This window comes from Cellulosimicrobium sp. CpK407 (assembly GCF_051844275.1).
In the GTDB taxonomy this organism is placed as follows: Bacteria; Actinomycetota; Actinomycetes; order Actinomycetales; family Cellulomonadaceae; genus Cellulosimicrobium; species Cellulosimicrobium cellulans_G.
Map to the genome: position 1 here is coordinate 79,950 of NZ_JBGNYC010000004.1, position 19,663 is coordinate 99,612.

Consider the following 19,663-nt stretch of genomic DNA (forward strand, 5'->3'; position numbering starts at 1 on the left):
AGCGGATAAGCGGGTGAGCCCCGCGCCGACGCGCCCGGCCGCCCTCGTCCGCGCGCCCGCCCGCGTAGGATCGGCCGACGTGACCGAGGACCAGGACCCCGCCGTCGACCCCGCGCACGACGGCACGCAGGACCACTACTTCACCGCGAAGCCGGCGTCCGCCGCCGAGCGCCGCACGATCTCCGTGCGGCTCGCGGGCCGGGACGTCGAGGTCGAGGTCGCGTCCGGCGTCTTCTCCCCCGGCCGCCTCGACCTCGGCACGCAGGTCCTGCTGCGCACCACCCCACCGCTCGACGACGTCGTGGCGGCCCGGTCCGCCCGCGCGGACGGCGGGTCCGACGGCGGCGCGGCGCACGTCCTCGACCTCGGCTGCGGCTGGGGCCCGGTCGCCCTGACGATGGCCCTGGAGGCCCCGGCCGCGACCGTGTGGGCCGTCGACGTCAACGAGCGCGCGCTCGATCTCGTGCGGCGCAACGCGGAGCGGCTCGGCCTGTCGAACGTCCGCGCGGTCGTCCCCGACGACGTGCCCGACGACGTCGCGTTCGCCGCGCTGTGGTCGAACCCGCCGATCCGCGTCGGCAAGGACGTCCTCCACGCGATGCTGCTGCACTGGCTGCCGCGCCTCGCGCCGGGCGCGAGCGCGCACCTCGTCGTGCAGCGCAACCTCGGGTCGGACTCGCTCCAGCGGTGGCTCGCCGAGGCGCTGCCGCCCCTGCTGCCGGGCGCGGTCGTCGAGCGCGCCGCGAGCGCGAAGGGCTTCCGGGTGCTGGAGGTCGTGGCCCCGGCCTGAGCCCGGCGGTCAGGCGGACGCGCGGTCCGTCTCCGCCGTCTCGGGCGCGCGACCGTCCGCGGGCGCAGGCACCTCGACGGCGGCGGGCTCGTCGGGTCCGGGCGACGTCTCGCCGTCGGCGGCGCGCTCGGGCGCCGGCGCGGCCGGTACCGGCAGGAACGACGCGAGGTCGACCTCGCCCGAGTAGACGAGCTCGGCGGGCCCGGCGAGCTCGACGCGGTCGCCCTCGAGCGCCCGGACGCGGACCGTCCCGCCCGGGACGTCGACGAGCCAGGTGTCCGGCGCGTCCGGACCGCCCCAGACGCGGACCGCGAGCGCCGCGGCGCACGCACCGGTGCCGCACGACGGCGTCTCCCCGACGCCGCGCTCGTGCACGCGCATGCGGACGCGCCCGACGAGCGTGCCGTCGTCGGCCGTCGTCTCGCCCAGCGGCACCACGAGCTCGACGTTGGTGCCGTGCGCCGGGTGCGGCTCGACGACCGGCGCCTGGGTGAGGTCCGCGCGCGCCAGCACGTCCTCGCGCGCGACGGCGAGGACCGTGTGCGGGTTGCCCAGGTCGACGCTCAGCGCGGGGCGCGGGACCTCCCAGCCACGGACGACGACGGTCGCGTCGTACCCGTCGTGCAGCGCGGGCCGCCCGCCCGGGAGGAACCACGGGCCCATGTCGACCGCGAACCAGCCGTCGTCCTCCTTGCGCACGCGCTTGACGCCCGCGCGTGTCCCGACGGGGACCTCGGTCCCGCCCGCGAAGCTCACGAGGCCGAGCCGCTCGGCGAACGCGGCGAACACGCGCACGCCGTTGCCGCACATCTCGGCGACGGAGCCGTCGGCGTTGCGGTAGTCCATGAACCAGATGGCGTGCGGGTCCTCCGCGAGCACCTCGCGCGACTCCGGCACGAGCGCCGTCGGGACGAGGCGGATGACGCCGTCGCCGCCGATCCCGCCGCGGCGGTCCGCGAGCGCGCGCACGAGCTCGGGCGTGAGGTCGAGCTCGCCCGTCGTGTCCGCGAGCAGCACGAAGTCGTTGCGGGTCCCGTGGCCCTTGGTGAAGCGGGTGCGCGTCATGAGCCCAGACTACGGCGCACCGGGACGGCGCTGTCCGCTTCGTCCGCCTCCGTGGCCGCGCCCCGGTCGGGCGCGGCGGCGTGCTCGTCGGCCGCGGCGACGAGGGCGAGGGCGTCCTGGACACGGGTCGGGGACTGCGCGTCGAGCCAGTGCACGCGAGGGTCCCGCCCGAACCAGCCCATCTGCTTGCGCGCGAGGCGGCGCGTGTTGGCGGTGACCGCCTCGCGCGCGGCCTCCTCCGTCGTCTCCCCGTGAAGCGCGGACAGCACCTCGGCGTACCCGACGGCGCGGCGCGCCGTGCGCCCCATGCCCCGCGCCTCGACCCGGCGGACCTCGTCGACGAGCCCTTGCGCCCACATCCGCTCGACGCGGCCCGCGACGCGCGCGTCCAGCACCGTCCGGTCGCAGTCGAGGCCGAGCTGGACGGTCGGGCGCACGAAGGCCTGCCGCGGGAGGTTCGCCGTGAACGGCGCCCCGGTGAGCTCCATGACCTCCAGGGCGCGCACGATCCGCCGCGTGTTGGCAGGGCCGATGCTCGCGGCGGCCGCCGGGTCGCGCCGGGCGAGCTCGTCGTGCAGCGCGCGCGTCCCCTCCCTCTCGGCGCGCGCCTCGAGCGCCGCGCGCACGGCGGGGTCGGTGCCGGGGAACCGCATGTCGTCGAGGAGGGCGCGCACGTAGAGTCCCGACCCCCCGACGACGACGGCGCGCGCCCCGCGTGCGGCGATCTCGTCGAGCGCCCGACGCGCCTGCTCCTGGTAGCGCGCGACCGACGCGTCCTCGACGGGGTCGAGCACGTCGAGGAGGTGGTGGCGCACCCCGCGGCGCTCGTCGACGGGGACCTTCGCGGTCCCGACGTCCATGCCGCGGTAGAGCTGGTACGCGTCGGCGTTGACGATCTCCGCCGCCGCGCCGGGCACGGACAGCCGCTCGGCCAGGTCGAGGGCGAGGTCCGACTTGCCCGTCGCGGTCGGTCCCACGACGGCGACGACGACGCGACGGCCGTGCGGGTCGTCGCGGTGCTGCGCGCCGGTCGGGTCGTGCTCGGTTTTCACCCGCGCAACGGTACCGGCCGGGTGGTCCGAGCCTGGGTCGTGTGGGCGGTGATGCGTAGTGTGTCCGGTGGACGGTCCCCCTGCTCGCGGGCCCGCCACCGACCCCGTCGCGTGCCCCGACCCGCCCTCTCGCGGGTGGCGCACGGACGCACACACCGACGACAAGGACTCGAGACATGGGTTTCTTCACCAAGCCGGACGCCGCCCCGACCAGCCAGAACGCGCCGGTCACGCGCGAGCGGGTCGAGGCGTTCCTCAAGAGCCGCGACTGGCGGTACTTCGTCGACTCCGACGGGGACCTCGGCGGCAACTGGGACGGCAAGGTGTTCTTCTTCTTCCTCATGGGCGAGAAGCAGGAGATCCTGCAGGTCCGCGGCCGGTGGAACCGGACGCTGCCCGCGGCCGCCGAGGCGCAGGTCGTGCTCGTCGCCAACGAGTTCAACCGCGACAAGATCTGGCCCAAGGTCTACACGCGCGTCGAGGACGACCAGGTCGCCGTGTACACGGAGGTCGCCACGGACCTCGAGTTCGGCGTCGCCGACGACCAGCTCGGCCAGCTCGTCGAGTGCGGCCTGTTCACGGGCCTGCAGTTCTTCGACGCGCTCGACGAGCGCTTCCCCGACACCGCGGCGCAGGCCGTCGTCACCGACGGCGCCGACGTCGACGCGCGGTGAGCGCGGCGCACGAGCGCACCGACGGCGGGGGCTCCCCGCACGGCACGGCCCCGGGCGGGGAGGCGACGGCGGCGTTCCAGGTCGACCTGCGCGGCGTCGTCGACCTCCTCGCCCGGCACCTGTACTCCAGCCCGCGCGTCTACCTGCGCGAGCTCCTGCAGAACGGGGTCGACGCGATCACGGCGCGGGTCGCGCTGGAGGGCCCGGAGGCGCCGAGCCGCATCCTGCTGCGCCCGCTCGCGGACGGCGGTCTCGAGGTGCACGACTCGGGAGTGGGCCTGACCCGCGACGAGGCGCAGGAGCTGCTCGCGACCATCGGGCGCAGCTCCAAGCGCGACGTCGAGCTGGGCTCGGGCCGCGAGGAGTTCCTGGGCCAGTTCGGCATCGGGCTGCTCTCGGCGTTCATGGTCGCGGACGAGATCGAGCTCGTCTCGCGCTCGGCCCGCCCGGACCCGTCGGGCGCGCCGGTCGCGCCGGTGCGCTGGCGGGGCCGCGCGGACGGGCGGTACGAGCTCGTCGAGCTGGGCCCGGACGACCCGGACGCCCCCGTGGAACCCGGGAGCGTCGTGCGCCTGCGCCCGCGCCGGGACACCGAGCACTGGCTCGCTCCCGAGACCGTGGTCGCGCTCGCGCAGGACTTCGGCTCGCTCCTGCCCGTCGAGCTGCTCGTCGAGACGCGCCTCGACGAGGCGCCGGGCGGCGCGGACGCGGTCGGTGCGGACGCGCGCGTCGTGCTGCGCCGGCTGAGCGGCGACGAGCTCCCGTGGCGCGCCGCGCACCCGACGCCCGCGGCGCGCGACGCGGCGCTCACGGGCTACGCCGAGCGGACGCTCGGCTTCGCTCCGCTCGCCCGGATCGACCTCGACCTGCCCCTCGCGGGGCTGTCCGGCGTCGCGTACGTGCTGCCCGCGGCGGTCGCACCGACGACCGCGGCGCGGCACCGGGTCTACCTCAAGCGCATGCTGCTCGGCAGCGCGGTCGACGACCTGCTGCCCCCGTGGGCGTTCTTCGTCCGGTGCGTCCTCGACGCGTCCGTGCTGCGTCCGACCGCGTCCCGCGAGGGCCTGTACGAGGACGAGGTCCTGCTCGCGACCCGGGACGCGCTCGGCGCGCAGGTCCGCCGGTGGCTGCTCGAGACGCTCGCGGCGGACACCGTCCTCGCGCGACGCTTCCTGGAGACCCACCACCTCGCGGTCCGGGCGCTCGCGCTCACCGACGACGAGATGCTCGACGTCGCGGCGCGCGTGCTGCCGTTCGAGACGACCGCCGGGACCGGGACGCTCGCCGACCTCGCGGAGGCCCACCCGGAGGGCCGCCTGCTCTACACCTCGAGCGTCGAGGAGTTCCGCCGCATCGCCCCGGTCGCGGCCGCGCAGGGCCTCGCCGTCGTCAACGGCGGGTACGTCTACGACGCGGACCTGCTCGAGCGCGTCGCCGCACGGTTCCCTCGGTGGCGGTTGTCGCCGGTCGCCGCGACCGACGTGGCGCACGTCCTCGCCGAGGTCGAGCCGCTGCGCGAGCTCGAGGTGGCGGACGCGCTGGCGTCGGTCGACGCCGCTCTCGCCGAGCAGGACTGCGACGTGGTGCTGCGCCGGTACGAGCCCGACGCCCTGCCGGCGATGCTGCTGCACGACCGTGACGGCGACCACGCGCGCGAGGCGGCCCGGGTGGCCGAGACCGACGACCTCTGGGGCGAGATCCTCGCGGGGATCAGCGGACCGGCCCGACCGCGCCGGCTCGTCCTGAACGACGCCAACGACACCGTGCGCGACCTGCTCGCGAGCCCCGACGCCGAGGTCCGTGCCGCCGGCGCGCGGTCCTTGTACGTCACGGCGGTGCTGGCCTCGGGAAAGCCGCTGCAGCCGGTCGAGGCCGCGCTCATGAACGACTCGTTGTCGCTCCTGCTGGCCCGCGCCCTCGCGACTCCCCGCCCCGACCAGCACACCGACCCGCACACCGACCCGCACACCGACGAGGAGAACCGATGACCCGGTCCGTCGACCAGGTGAACGCCGCCCTGTACGACGTCCGCCGCATGCCCTACGGCCTCGCGCGCTCCACGGCCGCCGCGGCCGAGGTGGAGCGCGTGGAGGCCGAGGGGCCGGACGGGGCGCGCGCGTACGCGCTCTTCGTCCTCGTCGAGTCCTTCGTCTGGGGCGGCGAGGTCACCAAGGCCTACCTGCCGTTCACCAAGATGCTCCGCTGGTGGGACGAGCACCCCGAGCACTTCGACGCCGAGGACGCGCACTCGCTCTTCTGGTCGTTCAAGTGGATGGTCGGGCACCTCATGGAGTTCCCCACGGTCCCCGCCGCGCAGATCGAGCGCACGCTCGACGACATGGCGCGGCGCTACGCGCTCGCCGGGAACGGCACGAACGCCGTCGCGCTGGAGCGCTTCGAGTGGGCTCGCGAGCGCGGCGGCGCGGACGTCGAGGACGCCTATCGCGCGTGGGTCGCGACCCCGCGGGACGAGTACTCCCAGTGCGAGGCGTGCGAGCCGGGCGACCGCGCCGCGTACCTCTTCGAGACGGGGCGCCACGAGGAGGGCATCCGGCTCCTCGAGCAGGTGCTCCAGGGGTCGCCCTCGTGCGCCACGGAGCCCGGCGACATGCTCTCCCACCTGCAGCTCGCGTACCTGGAGGTCGGCGACGCGGAGGCGGCCGCCCGCACGCACCGGCGCGGGGTGCGGCACCTCGACACCGGCGTGTCGATGACGGGGCCGAAGGGCCGGCACGTCGAGTTCCTCGCGCGCACGGGCAACGCGTCGCGCGCGCTGCGCCTGCTCGCCGAGCACCAGACGTTCCTGACCGAGGCCGACTCGCCGGGCGACCGGCTCGGCTTCCTCACGAGCGTGAGCGTCGCGACGGGCGTGCTGCGGGCCGAGCACGCGGACGCGCCGCTCGCCCTGCGCGACGTGCCGGCGACGACCGTCGCGGAGCTCGACGACTGGGCGCGTCGCGAGGCCACCGGGCTCGCGCGCGCGTTCGACGAGCGCAACGGCACGACCGCCGCGTCGGAGCGGCTCCGCGCCGCGTGGGACCACGGGACCCGCTCCCTGCCCGTGGACCTCTCGGTCCTGTCGGCCGCACCGGAGCCCGTGGTCGGTGCTCCGGCCGGACCGACCGTCCGCGGCGCCGATGTGGCGGACGACCGGGCGGCGGTGCTCTCGTCGGACGGCCCGGCCCCGTCGCCCACCGGTGACGTCCCGGGCGCGGACCTCGCGCGCACCGCGCTCGGCGCGGACGACGCCGGGCACGCCACGGACGAGCCCACCGACGCCGAGGGACTTCTCCGGCTCGCCGACGAGGTCACGCGCGAGGACCCGGTGCGCGCCGCGCAGCTCCTGCGGCGCGCGTCGGCGCTGCTGGAGGCGGCGGGCCACCTCGACCGGGCAGGGTTCGCGCTCGCCGAGGCCGCCCAGCTCGCGGCCGTCGAGGGCGACGACGAGGGTGCCGCCCCGGCGTTCGTGCACGCGCTCGCGCTGGTGCGCGCCGGCGGTGTCGCGCCCCGGTTCGTCGGGCCGGTCGTGCGTGCGTACGCGCGGCTGGAGGCCGGGCGCGGCGAAGTGACCGGCGCGCTCGCGCAGCTCCAGCGCACGCTCGACGACCTCGACGCGCCGGTCCCGGACGCCTCCGATCAGGCTCCGCGCGCGGCCGACCTCGTCGAACGGGACTCCGCGGCCGACGAGCGGGAGCGCCGCGACCTGCGGGACACCCGTGCCCGGCTGCTGGCGACCGCGGGAGAGCTCGACGCCGCGGCCACGCTCGCCGAGGCGGTGGCCGAGGAGTTCGCCCGCGCCGGCCAGGTCGCCGACGCCGCGCACGCGTTCTGGCTCGCGGGTCGCTCCCGGAGCGAGGCCGGCGCGGACGCGGACGCCGTCGACCTCCTCGAGTCCGCGATGGAGGGCTTCGCGATCGTCCACGACCGCGACGCGCGGACGATGGTCGCGAACGAGCTCGTCGCGACGCTGCGTCGTCTCGGGCGCGAGCAGGACGCCGCCGCCGTCGGGGCGGGGCTCAGCGGCTGACGGACCTGGCCGGCCCCGGCGCGGCGAGGGCGCCGTCGTCGTACCAGCGCACCTCGTAGCCGCGCCCCTCGTACTCCCCGGTCGCGACGTGGCGGTGGCCGGTGCCGGGCGTCGCGCCGAAACCGGCGAGCACGGCGTCCGGTGCCGCGCTCCGCGGGTCGTGCACGACGACGAGCCGCGCTCCCTGCCGCGCGAGGTCGGCGCCGAGCGCGCGCGCGGCGGCCGGGTCGTCGTCGAGCTCGACGACGTCGGCGGGCCCCGTCCAGCCGGCGCCGGCGAGGGCGAGGAGCCCGACCGACGCAGCCGTCCCCGCCACGGCCGAGCCCGGTCCCTGCGCACGTGTCGCGACGGCCCACGCGGTGTCGAGCCAGGCGTCCGCGACGCCCGCCGCCGCGAGCGACGCCCGTGCCGGTCCCCGCGTCCGCGCGGTTCCCGGCGCCACGACGACCACGGGGGCCAGGGCGGACCGGGCTCTCCGCGGAGGCGGGACGCCGTCCACCAGTCGACCCAGCGCCAGGAGCGCCGCGGTGCGCGTGGCGTCGAGCACCGAGGCGGCGCCCGCCGCGCCGGGGACGAGGAGCGGGGTGCCGGGCAGGACGACGGCGCGGACGGTCACGCGCCCACCGTAGCGGTCGTCGCGACGACGTCGGCGATGCGACGTCCGGGGGCGTGCGCGAGTACGGTGGGTGGGTGAGGTTCTTCGGGGCGCGGGACGACGACGACCGGCGGGACGGTGATCCCGGCGGGGCTCCGGACGGCGGCGGTGTGACCGGCCGCGCCGGGGACGAGCTGCAGTCGCAGGTCGAGGACCTCCTGGCGCGGGAGCTGGGTCAGGTCGCGACGGACGTGCTGCGTCCCCCGACTCCCCTGTCCCTCTCGCGGGTCGTCGAGTGGATCACCGACAGCGGCTACAGCTACTTCGTCGACTCCGACGGCGACGTCGGCGGGCTGTGGCACGGACGGCTGTTCTACTTCCTGCTCTTCGGCCACGGCGACGAGATCCTGCAGGTCCGCGGTCAGTGGAACCGTGACCTCGCCCTCGAGCGGCTGGAGGAGATCCTCGAGTTCTGCAACGAGTGGAACGCGGACCGGATCTGGCCCAAGACGTACACGCGCGTGCGCGACAACGGGATGATCCAGGTCTTCACCGAGGTGACCGTGGACCTCGAGCACGGCGTGACGGACGACCAGCTCGACCAGCTCCTCCAGTGCGGGCTGAGCACCGGGTCGATGTTCTTCGACGCGCTCGACGAGTTCTACCCCGACCCGGCGAGGCAGGCGCCATGACGCAGGCCCGTACCAACTGGTTCACGCGCCTGTTCGGCAACCGCCGCCCCAAGGCGCCCGACTCGCTCCCGCGCGAGGAGGAGCTGCCGCGCGCGCTGTCGATGGCGCGCATCGGCGACCACCTCACCCGTCGCGGCTACCACTTCCGCGTGGACGACGACGGGGACATCACCGGGACGTGGGACGGGCACCGCTTCTGGTTCCTGCTGCTCGGCGACCGCTCCGAGATCCTCCAGGTGCGGGGGCGCTGGTCGACGTCGCTCCCCCTCGAGTCCCGGCTCGTGACGCTGCAGGCCGTGAACGACTGGAACCGCGAGCGCATCTGGCCCAAGGTCTACGTCCGCGAGGAGGCGGGCCGGCTCGCGCTCTACGCCGAGGTCTCCGTGGACCTCGAGCACGGCGCGACGGACGACCAGCTCGCCCAGACCGTCTCGTGCGGCCTCGGCACCGCCGTACAGCTCTTCCACGCCATCGGCGCGCAGCTCCCCCCGGGGACGCTCGACGACTGACGCCGGTCAGGACGTCCCGGCGCGGGCGGCCGGTGCCACCCGCGGGGTTCGCTGCTCAGGCGCGGAGCGTGGGGAGGCCGAGGACGACGGGACCGGACGCGGCGCCACCGCCGTGACCGTGCCCGTGGTCGTCGTCGCCACCGCCGAGACGGGCGCGCTCGCGCGTCGCCCACGCGTCGCCGGAGCGGGTGCGACGCACCGCGAACGTGCCGCCCGCGAGCGCCGAGTCGGCGATGAGGTGGTGCGGCGCGGAGCGCGTGACCTCGACCGTGACGACGTCGCCGGGCCGCGGCAGGCGGGCGTCGACGTCGTCCGCGAGGCGCGGGTCGACGGACCCGGGCGTTCCCGCGCCGGCGGACGCGGCGTCGTCGGGCACCCCGGACACGACGTCTTCGGGGAGCGCGAGGTGCACGAGCCGGTTGTCGGGGGCGCGGCCGGTCACGCGGTGCGTCGCGCCGTCCTTGCGTCCCGCGCCCTCACCCACGAGCACGTCGATCGTCCGGCCGACCTGACGGGCCGACTCCTCGCCCGCGATGCGCTCCTGGAGCGCCTGGAGCCGCTCGAACCGCTCCTGCACGACCTCCTTGGGGAGCTGCTCGTCCATGGTCGCGGCGGGCGTGCCGGGGCGGGGCGAGTACTGGAACATGAAGGCCGAGGAGAAGCGCGAGGCCTCGACGACGCGCATCGTCTCCGCGAAGTCCTCCTCGGTCTCGCCCGGGAAGCCCACGATGATGTCGGTGGTGATCGCGGCGTCGGGCATGACCGCCCGCACCCGGTCGAGGATCCCGAGGAACCGCTCGGAGCGGTAGGAGCGGCGCATCGCGCGCAGGATCCGGTCGGAGCCCGACTGGAGCGGCATGTGGAGCTGGGGCATGACGTTCGGCGTCTCGGCCATGGCCGCGATGACGTCGTCGGTGAACGCGGCCGGGTGCGGCGACGTGAACCGGACGCGCTCGAGGCCGTCGATCGTCCCGCACGCGCGCAGGAGCTTGGCGAACGCGCCGCGGTCGCCGAACTCGACGCCGTAGCTGTTGACGTTCTGGCCGAGCAGGGTGACCTCGATGGCTCCGGCCTCGACGAGCGCCCCGACCTCGGCGAGGACCTCGCCCGGGCGCCGGTCGCGCTCCTTGCCGCGCAGGTGGGGGACGATGCAGAACGTGCACGTGTTGTTGCAGCCGACGCTGATCGACACCCAGCCCGCGTAGACCGACTCCCGCTTGGTCGGCAGCGTGGACGGGAACACCTGCAGCGACTCGGCGATCTCGACCTGGGCCGCCTCGTTGTGGCGCGCCCGCTCGAGCAGCACGGGCAGCGCGTCGAGGTTGTGCGTGCCGAAGACGACGTCGACCCACGGCGCCTTCTCGACGATCGTGCCGCGGTCCTTCTGGGCGAGGCAGCCGCCCACGGCGATCTGCATCCCGGGCCGCGCGGCCTTCACCGAGGCGAGCTGGCCGAGGTTCCCGTAGAGACGCGTCGCGGCGTTCTCCCGGACGGCGCACGTGTTGATGACGACGACGTCGGCGCGGTTCGCGGCCTCGTCGTCCGCGCTCGCGCGCGTGTAGCCCGCCTCCTCCAGCATCCCGGCCATGTGCTCGGAGTCGTGGACGTTCATCTGGCAGCCGAGCGTGCGGACGACGTAGGTGCGCGGGCGCGCGTCGTCGGCCGACGCGGCGGGGACGGCGCGAGGCGCGAGTGCGGCCGGGACGGGGGCGGGGGCGATCGTGGACATCACCGTCCAGGGTACGGCGCCGGGTGCCGTGTTACGGAACTGTTGCCCGACTGTTGCCGGATGAGGTGGCACCGTGCAACAGAAGGGACATAGTGTCCAGGAATGGCCGACGAAACCTCTTCGCCGTCCGACGCGCAGCGCAGCGCGCAGGACGCTCAGCCCCGCCCCGCCGAGCAGGTCCTCGGTGAGCCGCTCGTCGAGCTGCGCGACGTCAACAAGCACTTCGGGGAGCTGCACGTGCTCCGCGACATCAACCTGACCGTCCGGCGCGGGGAGGTGCTCGTCGTCATCGGCCCCTCGGGGTCGGGCAAGTCGACGCTCTGCCGGGCGATCAACCGGCTGGAGACGATCGACTCCGGCGAGATCCTGGTGGACGGCGAGCCGCTGCCCGAGGAGGGCAAGGCGCTCGCGCGGCTGCGCTCCGACGTCGGCATGGTCTTCCAGTCCTTCAACCTCTTCGCCCACAAGACGATCCTCGACAACGTCACGCTCGGCCCCGTCAAGGTGCGCCGCGAGAAGGGGAAGGTCGCGAAGGACCGTGCGCTCGCGCTGCTCGACCGCGTCGGCGTGAAGAACCAGGCCCAGAAGATGCCCGCCCAGCTCTCGGGCGGGCAGCAGCAGCGTGTCGCCATCGCCCGCGCGCTCGCGATGCAGCCCAAGGTGATGCTCTTCGACGAGCCCACGTCGGCGCTCGACCCGGAGATGATCAACGAGGTCCTCGACGTCATGGTCGCGCTCGCCAAGGAGGGCATGACGATGATCGTCGTCACGCACGAGATGGGCTTCGCCCGCAAGGCCGCGAACCGGGTCGTCTTCATGGCCGACGGCCAGATCGTCGAGGAGGCCCACCCCGAGGTGTTCTTCACGGCGCCCACGAGCGACCGCGCCAAGGACTTCCTCTCGAAGATCCTCACCCACTGACCCACCGGGCACGCACGAGCCCGGCCCGACAGCCCCAGAACCCGGTCGACCGTCGAGGCACACCTTCGACGGGCGGCCACCACTCACGAAGGGTAGGAACGATGCGCACACGACACGCAGGTGCTGCCGTGCTGGCCGCTCTCACCGCGCTCACGCTCGCGGCGTGCGGCGGCGGCGAGGTCGGCGGCGGCGACGACGACGCGACCGACACGGCCACCGACACGGGCGACACCGGCGGTGGCGCCGAGGGCTCGATCAAGATCGGCATCAAGTTCGACCAGCCGGGGCTCGGGTACCAGGACGGCTCCACCTACACGGGCTTCGACGTCGACGTCGCCACGTACGTGGCAGGCGAGCTCGGCTACGGCGAGGACCAGATCGAGTGGGTCGAGGCGCCGTCCGCCCAGCGCGAGACGATGCTCCAGACCGGCCAGGTCGACATGATCTTCGCGACCTACTCCATCACCGACACGCGCAAGGAGACGGTCGCGTTCGCCGGTCCGTACTTCGTGGCCGGGCAGGACCTGCTCGTCGCCGAGGACAACACCGACATCACCGGGCCGGAGTCGCTCGAGGGCAAGAACCTGTGCTCCGTCACGGGCTCGACGTCGGCGCAGCGCATCAAGGACGAGTACGCCGCGGGCGTGCAGCTCCTCGAGCGCCCCGGGTACGCGGAGTGCGTCACCGCCCTCACCGCGGGCCAGGTCGACGCCGTCACGACCGACGACATCATCCTCGCGGGCCTCGCGGCCCAGCCCGCCAACAAGGGCAAGGTCAAGGTCGTCGGGGCGCCGTTCTCGACCGAGCGCTACGGCGTCGGGCTCCCGCAGGACAACGACATCTGCGAGGACGTCAACACCGCGATCGAGAAGATGATCGAGGACGGCTCCTGGGAGGAGTTCGTCACCAAGAACACCGAGGGCACCGGGTACACGCCCAACGCCAGCGAGAACCCGCCGACGGTCGACCCCTGCGCCTGACCGTCCACGGCCGGGGGAGCCGCGCGACGGCGCGCCGCTCCCCCGGCCGCCGGGCCGTCGACTCGGCCCGGCACATACCCTCCCGGAGGACCACCAACCGTGGGTGACTACCTGTCGCAGACCTGGGCGCTCGCCCGGGAGTACGACGTGCTCGGCGCGTTCTGGGTCAACATCCAGCTGACGTTCTGGGCGGCGATCCTGTCGCTCGTGCTGGGCACGGCGCTCGCGCTCATGCGCATCTCCCCCGTGCCGAGCCTGCGCTGGGCGGGGACCGCGTACGTCAACGTGTTCCGCAACACCCCGCTGACGATCATCATGACGTTCATGGTGCTGGGGCTGTGGGGCCAGCTCAACGTCACGCTCGCGCCAGACTTCGCGGCGAACTTCTTCCGGCTCGCCGTCCTGGGCCTCTCCATCTACCACGCCGCGTTCGTCTGCGAGTCCATCCGGTCGGGCGTGAACACGGTGCCGATCGGTCAGGCCGAGGCGGCGCGTGCGATCGGCCTGTCGTTCCTGCCCGCGGCGCGCCTCGTCATCCTGCCCCAGGCGTTCCGCGGCTCCGTCGCGCCCCTCGGCAACACGCTCATCGCGCTGCTGAAGAACTCCACCGTCGCGGCGGCGGCGAGCGTGACGACGGAGACATCGAGCCTCATGAAGAACATGATCGAGTTCAACTCGAACTACATCTACGGGATCTTCCTGACGTTCGCGATCGGCTACGTCGTCCTCGTCATCCCCATCGGCCTGCTCACCACGTCCCTCTCGAACCGACTGGCGGTCCGCCGATGAGCACCCAGCAGTCCGTCCTCTTCGACGCCCCCGGCCCTCGCGCCCGGCGCGCGATCCTCGTCGGGAACGTGATCGGCGCGGTCGTCGTGCTCGGCGTCGCGGCGCTCGTGCTCGTCGCGCTCGGCCGCAAGGGCCAGCTCGCCCCGGAGCTGTGGTCCTCGCTGTTCACGTCGGACGCCTGGCAGTACTACTTCATCCCGGGCCTGCAGAACACGCTGCGCGCCGCCGGCTTCGCGATCGTCGGCGCGCTCGCGTTCGGCCTCGTGTTCGGCACCGGGCGGCTCTCGCACCTGCGCGCCGTGCGCATCGTGAGCGGCGTCGTGGTCGAGTTCTTCCGCGCCGTCCCCGTGCTGCTCATGATGATCTTCTTCTGGCTGCTGCTGGGTCTGAGCAAGGTCGACGACGCGCCGTTCCTCGCGGTGGTCTTCGCGCTCGTGCTCTACAACGGCTCCGTCATCGCGGAGCTGGTCCGCTCGGGCGTCGGGAACCTCCCGCGAGGCCAGAGCGAGGCCGGGCTCGCGATCGGGCTCACCGCCGGACAGACGCTGCGGTCGATCCAGCTCCCGCAGGCGCTCATCGCGATGCTCCCCGCGCTCGTGTCCCAGCTCGTCGTCGTCCTCAAGGACTCGGCGCTCGGGCAGATCATCACGTACAACGAGCTCCTGCGGGCCGCGCAGCTCTACGGCGTCGGCAACGGCAACATCCTGCAGTCGCTCGTGCTCGCCGCGGTGATCTTCATCGTCATCAACTGGCTGCTCACGCTCGTGGCGCGCTGGCTCTCCCGCTTCCTCAGCGGTCGCACCGCGGGTGCGACCGCCGCCGGCCCCGGCATCGGCAACCCCACGGTCGTCGCGGGTGGACCGACCGAGGACGCGCCCGCGGTCTCCGCCACCCGCTGACGGACTCAGTCGAGCGGGGGCTCGACGGTCTCGGCGTCGAGCTCGCGCTGGACGATCTCGAAGGCCAGCGACGGGCTGTAGCCCTTGCGGGCGAGCGCCCCGACGGTCCGGCGCACCCGCACGTCGCGGTCGAGGCCGCGCGTGCGGGCGAGGCGCGTGCGCGCCAGCTCGAGCGCCGCGTCGGCCTCGGAGTCGTCGTCGACCTGCTCGAGCGCCGCGGCGCCGACCTCGCCGTCGATGCCGCGGCGCCGCAGCTCGGTCGAGATCGCGCGGCGGGACAGCCCGCGCTCGGCGTGCCGGGTGCGGACGATCATCTCGGCGTACTGCGCGTCGTCCACCAGACCCACCTCCTCGAAGCGGTCGAGGATCGGCAGCACGACGTGCTCCGGATAGCCCTTGCGCGCGAGGGACTGCGCGAGCTCCGCGCGGCTCTTCGGTGCGGCCGTGAGGATGCGCAGCACCGTCTCCCGAGCACGCTCGGCGAGATCGGCGTCGCTGATCTCGCCCCGTTCGACGAGCTCGTGGAGGGTCGGGCGCGGGCGCCGCGCAGCCTTGCGGCCGGCACGACGCCCGTCGTCCACCTCGGGCGGGTCGGAGCGCTCGACGCCCTCGTCCCCGCCCTGCCCGCCGATCAGAACGGCGACTTCTTCCCCTTGGCGGCCGCGGCCGGTGCGTTCGCCGCAGCGGGAGCCGCAGCACCGTCGGCCGCGACCGTCACGCCCGCAGCCGGGTCGGCCGGCGCGTCGACCTTGGCGCCGACGCCGAGCTTCTCCTTGATCTTCTTCTCGAGCTCGTTGGCGAGGTCCGGGTTGTCGCGCAGGAACGAGCGCGCGTTCTCCTTGCCCTGGCCGAGCTGGTCGCCGCCGTAGGTGAACCACGACCCGGACTTGCGCACGAACCCGTGCTCCACGCCCATGTCGATGAGGCCGCCCTCGCGCGAGATGCCGACGCCGTAGAGGATGTCGAACTCGGCCTGCTTGAAGGGCGGGGCCATCTTGTTCTTGACGACCTTGACGCGGGTCCGGTTGCCGACCGCGTCGGTACCCTCCTTGAGCGTCTCGATGCGGCGGATGTCGAGCCGGACGGACGCGTAGAACTTCAGCGCCTTGCCACCGGTCGTCGTCTCGGGCGAGCCGAAGAAGACGCCGATCTTCTCGCGGAGCTGGTTGATGAAGATCGCCGTCGTCCCGGACGCGTTGAGCGCACCCGTGATCTTGCGCAGCGCCTGCGACATGAGGCGGGCCTGGAGGCCGACGTGGCTGTCGCCCATCTCGCCCTCGATCTCGGCCTTGGGCACGAGGGCCGCGACGGAGTCGATGACGATGATGTCGAGCGCGCCCGAGCGGATGAGCATGTCCGTGATCTCGAGCGCCTGCTCCCCCGTGTCGGGCTGGGAGACGAGCAGCGCGTCGGTGTCCACGCCGAGCTTCTTGGCGTACTCGGGGTCGAGCGCGTGCTCGGCGTCGATGAACGCCGCGATGCCGCCCGCGCGCTGCGCGCTCGCCACCGCGTGCAGCGCGACGGTCGTCTTGCCGGAGGACTCCGGGCCGTACACCTCGATGACGCGCCCGCGCGGCAGGCCGCCGATCCCGAGCGCGATGTCGAGCGCGATGGACCCCGTGGGGATGACCTCGACGGGAGCGCGGCCCTCCTCGCCGAGGCGCATGACGGAGCCCTTGCCGAAGCTCCGGTCGATCTGGGCGAGGGCTGCCTCGAGCGCCTTCTCGCGGTCTGCGGGTGCGGGCATGTCAGTCCACCTTCGGTTCGACGTTCATCTGTTCGTTGTGGCCCGACGCTACGGGCAGCCACCGACACGCGGCTCCGGCGACCCGCGAACCTGTGGATCGTCGTGCTGGACCGGCGTCCTGGGCCCGCCGCGGCGGGCCCTGTGCACAACTCTAGCCGAACACGTGTTCGATCCCGGAACGCGCACCTCGGCGTGTCACGCGTCTCGCGCGTCGCCGGACGACGACCACGCCTCCCCCGGTCGCAGCACCACGACCCGCGTGCCCGGCGCCTCGCGCTGCGCGGCGCCCTCGAACGCCGCCCCCGCGTGGTCCATCCAGCCGCGCGGGAGGTGCCGCCCGCCGGGCGCGTGCAGCGTGCCCCAGTGCACCGGGATCGCGACGCCGACGCCCACCTCGGCGCACACCCGCGCCGCCTGCGCGGGGCCGAGGTGCCCGCCCGACAGGCGCGGGCCCCACCCGCCCACCGGGACGAGCGCGACGTCCACGGGGCCGCCCGCGAGCTCCGGGAGGTGGACCATGTCCGGGTAGTGCTCGGTGTCCCCGACGACCCACACCCGCACGCCGCGCGGACCGTCGGACCGCACGAGGTGCCCGTTCGCCGCGTTGGGCCGGTGCGGCATCGGCCGGTGCCCGTGCACCGCCGTCACGAGGCGCACCTCGACCCCCGCCGCGGCCGGACCGACCGCGTGCCACGCGTCGTCGAGCCCGACGCCGCGCAGGCCCCGGGCCCGCAGCCACCGCGCGTTCGCCGGGGCGGTGAGCACGGGCACGTCGCCGAGGAGGCGCAGGGAGCGCAGCTCGGCGTGGTCGTGGTGCAGGTGCGAGAGGAGGACGGCGTCGCTGCCCTGCCACACCGCGGCGGGCCGCTCCCCGCGCCGCCGCAGCAACCCGGCGTGCCGGTGCAGGAGCGGGTCGGTGACGAGCCGCACGCCCGGGACGCCGGCGCGGCCGGAGCCCAGGTCGAGGACGACGCTCGAGTGACCGAGCCAGGTCACGCGGACGCTCACGGCTCCCCCTCCGCCGCGGGCGCGGCGGGTCGCAGGCCGAGGTCGCCGAGCCAGGCGACGAGCCGCCGGTGGACCGCCTCGGCCCCGACGAGCATGCGCGCGCCGTCCACGTCCTCGAGCTCGTCGTCGGGCAGCGCCAGGTGCGCGGGATGCAGGAGCACGGCCTCGTTCTGCGCCCCGCCGAGGCCGCCGTGCGACCCGACCAGCCCCTCGAACGCGTGCACCATCCCGACCTCGTCCACGCGCGAGACGAGCACGAGGTCGCCCGCGTCCTCGAGGTCCGCGACGCGCAGCAGGTCCGCCGCCGCTCGCGACCCGTAGCCCGTGAGCGGGTCCTGCCCGACGACCTCCCCGGTCCGCAGGTCGCGCGAGCCGCCCCGTCCGTGCGCCCGCAGCGCGCCGCCGGTCCCGCGCTCGACGACGACGCCGACGGCGGGGCTGGCCACGAGGCCCGGGAGCAGCGCGGGCCACCGCGCGCGCACCTCGTCCCCGGTGAGCCGCCGCGGCTCGCGCGGGAACCACACCATGCCCAGGTTGCCCGACCCCACCACCGCGACCTCGGGCAGCTCGGGCAGCGCGGCGGCCCCGGGACCGCCGCGTCGCTCGGAGCGGTCCGGGCCGACCAGCATGCGCCCCGCGCCCTCCGGGACGGCCTCGGGCGCCGCGGGCCGCAGGGCGTTGAGGGCCGTGTTCGTCGGGCCCCACGCCTCGCTGTCCGGGGCCGTGGCCCGACGGCGCCCCTCGCCCCGCGACCTGCCCTCGCCCGCGCGGGGGCCGTCGTGCGGGCCGGGTCGGAGCGCCATCAGACGACGGACCTCGTCGAGGAAGGACCGGCCCTCGACCTGCTCGAACGTGGACCCGAGCGACTGCCCGTGGTCGGACAGCACGACGACGTCGTACCGGCGCGGGGACACGGCGGCGACCTGCTCCCAGAGCCCGACGACGCGGTCGAGGCCTTCCAGGGCGCGGAGCGACTCGGGGCGCAGCGGCCCGGCGTGGTGGGCGATCTCGTCGTAGTCGACGAGGTCGACGCACACGACCGGCGCCCCGCGCACGAGCTGCTCCGCGACGAGCGTCGTGTTGAGGTCGCGCAGCACGACGTTCGTGACCGCGCGCAGCACCGGGTACCAGCCGAGGCGCGAGACGCGGGGCTGGACGCCGCGCACGGCCTGCTGCCAGCCCTGGTAGAGCTCCTTGAAGAACTCTCCCAGCGCGACGACGACCGCACGCACGAGCACGAACGGGCTCGCGAAGAAGTGCACGAACATCTGGCCGGGGCCGAGCCCCTCGCGCGCCCGGCTCATGACGAGCAGGCTCGTCGCCGCGTCGCCGGAGAACATCGTGGAGACGGCGACTCCCCCGCCCGCGAGCAGCCCGGAACCGTCGCTCGTGCGCGCCTCGACCGCCGCCGCGTCGGCGGGCCGGTTCGTCACCACGAGCCGCCCGAGCTCACGCGACCACCAGCGGAACGCGGGCACGTGCTCGGTCGAGCCGTGCAGGAGGCCGATCGTCGAGGCGGGCGTGGTCGCGGGCACGCGGGCCCACCACGTCGTGAGGTGGTGGCTGCCGCTCCCGAGCCAGCGCGCGAGCGTCGGGGTGAGCCCGGCCTGGAGCGCGTAGTCGAGCGTGGGGCGCGCGACGCCGTCGAGCAGGACGACGAGCAGGCCGGCCGGGCGCTCGGCCGCGCTCGCCGCGCCGCGGTCCCGTCGCGGCAGACCGGCCTGCCGGCGCGCGCGCCGGAGGAGGTCGCCCAGGACGTACTCGTTGTCGCTCGCCCCCACGACCCAGCGCCCGATCGCCATGAGGACGGCGGCGAGCACGAGGACCGCGAGGACGTCCACCCAGGACCCGCTCCGGAACCCCGGCAGGTACGTGAGGGCCGCCCACGCGACCGCGAGCTGCGCCACCACGCCGGACACGAGCGCGCCGACCACGCCGAACCGGTGCGCGAGGCTCCGCAGCACGGGTCGCAGGAGCACGTCGCCCAGACCGACCGCGAGCGCCGCGAGGAGGAGCGACCACGGGTTGGTGACCTCGACCCCGGGCACGAACCAGATCGCGAGCCCCAGGCCGACGGTCGTCGAGACGAGCGACCAGACCGCGCCGCGGACGTCCGCGGCGGTGACGCGCGGTCCCGGCGCGGGGCGACGACGGGCGGGGACGCTCATGGCGCCATCATGGTCGCG

The 19,663-nt window shown here is 74.6% G+C and carries 18 protein-coding genes; 10 read left to right on the plus strand and 8 right to left on the minus strand.

Going from position 1 to position 19,663, the window contains the following annotated elements; all coding sequences use genetic code 11:
- Positions 1-79 precede the first annotated feature (79 nt).
- Complete coding sequence (locus ABWU78_RS03170; RefSeq protein WP_439157523.1) at positions 80-790, plus strand: class I SAM-dependent methyltransferase; 711 nt, start codon at positions 80-82, stop codon at positions 788-790.
- A 9-nt stretch (positions 791-799) separates the two neighbouring features.
- Here the strand turns inward: ABWU78_RS03170 and dapF are convergent, their stop codons facing one another.
- Together dapF and miaA are read right to left on the minus strand one after the other, a co-directional pair.
- Positions 800-1,855: a diaminopimelate epimerase gene (gene dapF / locus ABWU78_RS03175; protein WP_439157524.1), complete on the minus strand. Its 1,056-nt coding sequence runs from the start codon at positions 1,853-1,855 to the stop codon at positions 800-802.
- Complete coding sequence (gene miaA, locus ABWU78_RS03180) at positions 1,852-2,907, minus strand: tRNA (adenosine(37)-N6)-dimethylallyltransferase MiaA (protein WP_439157525.1); 1,056 nt, start codon at positions 2,905-2,907, stop codon at positions 1,852-1,854. The genes dapF and miaA overlap by 4 nt, the downstream gene beginning before the upstream one ends.
- A 176-nt stretch (positions 2,908-3,083) precedes the next feature.
- On the opposite strand from miaA, the gene ABWU78_RS03185 reads away from it, so the two are divergent.
- The 3 genes from ABWU78_RS03185 (at position 3,084) to ABWU78_RS03195 (ending at position 7,608) form a co-directional block, all read left to right on the plus strand.
- Positions 3,084-3,581 carry a YbjN domain-containing protein gene (locus ABWU78_RS03185; RefSeq protein WP_253051339.1) on the plus strand — a complete coding sequence of 166 codons (498 nt, stop codon included), beginning with the start codon at positions 3,084-3,086 and terminating at the stop codon, positions 3,579-3,581.
- 86 nt (positions 3,582-3,667) lie between these two features.
- Positions 3,668-5,569 carry an HSP90 family protein gene (locus tag ABWU78_RS03190; RefSeq protein WP_439157560.1) on the plus strand — a complete coding sequence of 634 codons (1,902 nt, stop codon included), beginning with the start codon at positions 3,668-3,670 and terminating at the stop codon, positions 5,567-5,569.
- On the plus strand, positions 5,566-7,608 hold the full coding sequence (locus ABWU78_RS03195; RefSeq protein WP_439157526.1) for a hypothetical protein: 2,043 nt from the start codon (positions 5,566-5,568) through the stop codon (positions 7,606-7,608). Before ABWU78_RS03190 ends, ABWU78_RS03195 begins: the two co-directional genes overlap by 4 nt.
- Here ABWU78_RS03195 and ABWU78_RS03200 read toward each other — a convergent pair.
- Positions 7,598-8,224 (minus strand): hypothetical protein, encoded by a 627-nt coding sequence (locus ABWU78_RS03200; protein ID WP_439157527.1) that lies wholly within the window; start codon positions 8,222-8,224, stop codon positions 7,598-7,600. The genes ABWU78_RS03195 and ABWU78_RS03200 overlap by 11 nt on opposite strands.
- Positions 8,225-8,298: 74 nt before the next feature.
- On the opposite strand from ABWU78_RS03200, the gene ABWU78_RS03205 reads away from it, so the two are divergent.
- A complete protein-coding gene (locus ABWU78_RS03205; RefSeq protein ID WP_439157528.1) occupies positions 8,299-8,895 on the plus strand; it encodes a YbjN domain-containing protein in 597 nt (198 codons plus the stop codon).
- Positions 8,892-9,404 (plus strand): YbjN domain-containing protein, encoded by a 513-nt coding sequence (locus tag ABWU78_RS03210; protein ID WP_052877713.1) that lies wholly within the window; start codon positions 8,892-8,894, stop codon positions 9,402-9,404. Before ABWU78_RS03205 ends, ABWU78_RS03210 begins: the two co-directional genes overlap by 4 nt.
- Before the next feature lie 55 nt (positions 9,405-9,459).
- Here ABWU78_RS03210 and miaB read toward each other — a convergent pair whose 3' ends face one another.
- Complete coding sequence (miaB, locus tag ABWU78_RS03215; RefSeq protein WP_439157529.1) at positions 9,460-11,133, minus strand: tRNA (N6-isopentenyl adenosine(37)-C2)-methylthiotransferase MiaB; 1,674 nt, start codon at positions 11,131-11,133, stop codon at positions 9,460-9,462.
- Between the two features lie 102 nt (positions 11,134-11,235).
- On the opposite strand from miaB, the gene ABWU78_RS03220 reads away from it, so the two are divergent.
- From ABWU78_RS03220 to ABWU78_RS03235, 4 genes are all read left to right on the plus strand, one after another.
- The gene (locus ABWU78_RS03220) at positions 11,236-12,054 is read left to right on the plus strand and encodes an amino acid ABC transporter ATP-binding protein (protein ID WP_253051334.1); all 819 of its coding nucleotides are present in this window, start codon (positions 11,236-11,238) and stop codon (positions 12,052-12,054) included.
- A gap of 101 nt (positions 12,055-12,155) precedes the next feature.
- Positions 12,156-13,034, plus strand: coding sequence for a glutamate ABC transporter substrate-binding protein (locus ABWU78_RS03225; protein WP_353706734.1), 879 nt, complete (start codon positions 12,156-12,158; stop codon positions 13,032-13,034).
- Positions 13,035-13,133: 99 nt separating this feature from the next.
- The gene (locus ABWU78_RS03230) at positions 13,134-13,823 is read left to right on the plus strand and encodes an amino acid ABC transporter permease (RefSeq protein ID WP_439157530.1); all 690 of its coding nucleotides are present in this window, start codon (positions 13,134-13,136) and stop codon (positions 13,821-13,823) included.
- Positions 13,820-14,722, plus strand: coding sequence for an amino acid ABC transporter permease (locus ABWU78_RS03235; RefSeq protein ID WP_439157531.1), 903 nt, complete (start codon positions 13,820-13,822; stop codon positions 14,720-14,722). The genes ABWU78_RS03230 and ABWU78_RS03235 overlap by 4 nt, the downstream gene beginning before the upstream one ends.
- A gap of 5 nt (positions 14,723-14,727) precedes the next feature.
- Here ABWU78_RS03235 and ABWU78_RS03240 read toward each other — a convergent pair whose 3' ends face one another.
- From ABWU78_RS03240 to ABWU78_RS03255, 4 genes are all read right to left on the minus strand, one after another.
- Positions 14,728-15,303 (minus strand): regulatory protein RecX, encoded by a 576-nt coding sequence (locus ABWU78_RS03240; protein ID WP_253051330.1) that lies wholly within the window; start codon positions 15,301-15,303, stop codon positions 14,728-14,730.
- A gap of 50 nt (positions 15,304-15,353) precedes the next feature.
- Complete coding sequence (gene recA / locus ABWU78_RS03245) at positions 15,354-16,469, minus strand: recombinase RecA (protein WP_439157532.1); 1,116 nt, start codon at positions 16,467-16,469, stop codon at positions 15,354-15,356.
- 195 nt (positions 16,470-16,664) lie between these two features.
- Entirely contained in the window at positions 16,665-17,477 is an 813-nt protein-coding gene (locus tag ABWU78_RS03250) for an MBL fold metallo-hydrolase (RefSeq protein WP_439157533.1), read from the minus strand.
- Positions 17,474-19,645 carry an alkaline phosphatase family protein gene (locus tag ABWU78_RS03255; RefSeq protein WP_439157534.1) on the minus strand — a complete coding sequence of 724 codons (2,172 nt, stop codon included), beginning with the start codon at positions 19,643-19,645 and terminating at the stop codon, positions 17,474-17,476. The genes ABWU78_RS03250 and ABWU78_RS03255 overlap by 4 nt, the downstream gene beginning before the upstream one ends.
- Positions 19,646-19,663: the final 18 nt, after the last annotated feature.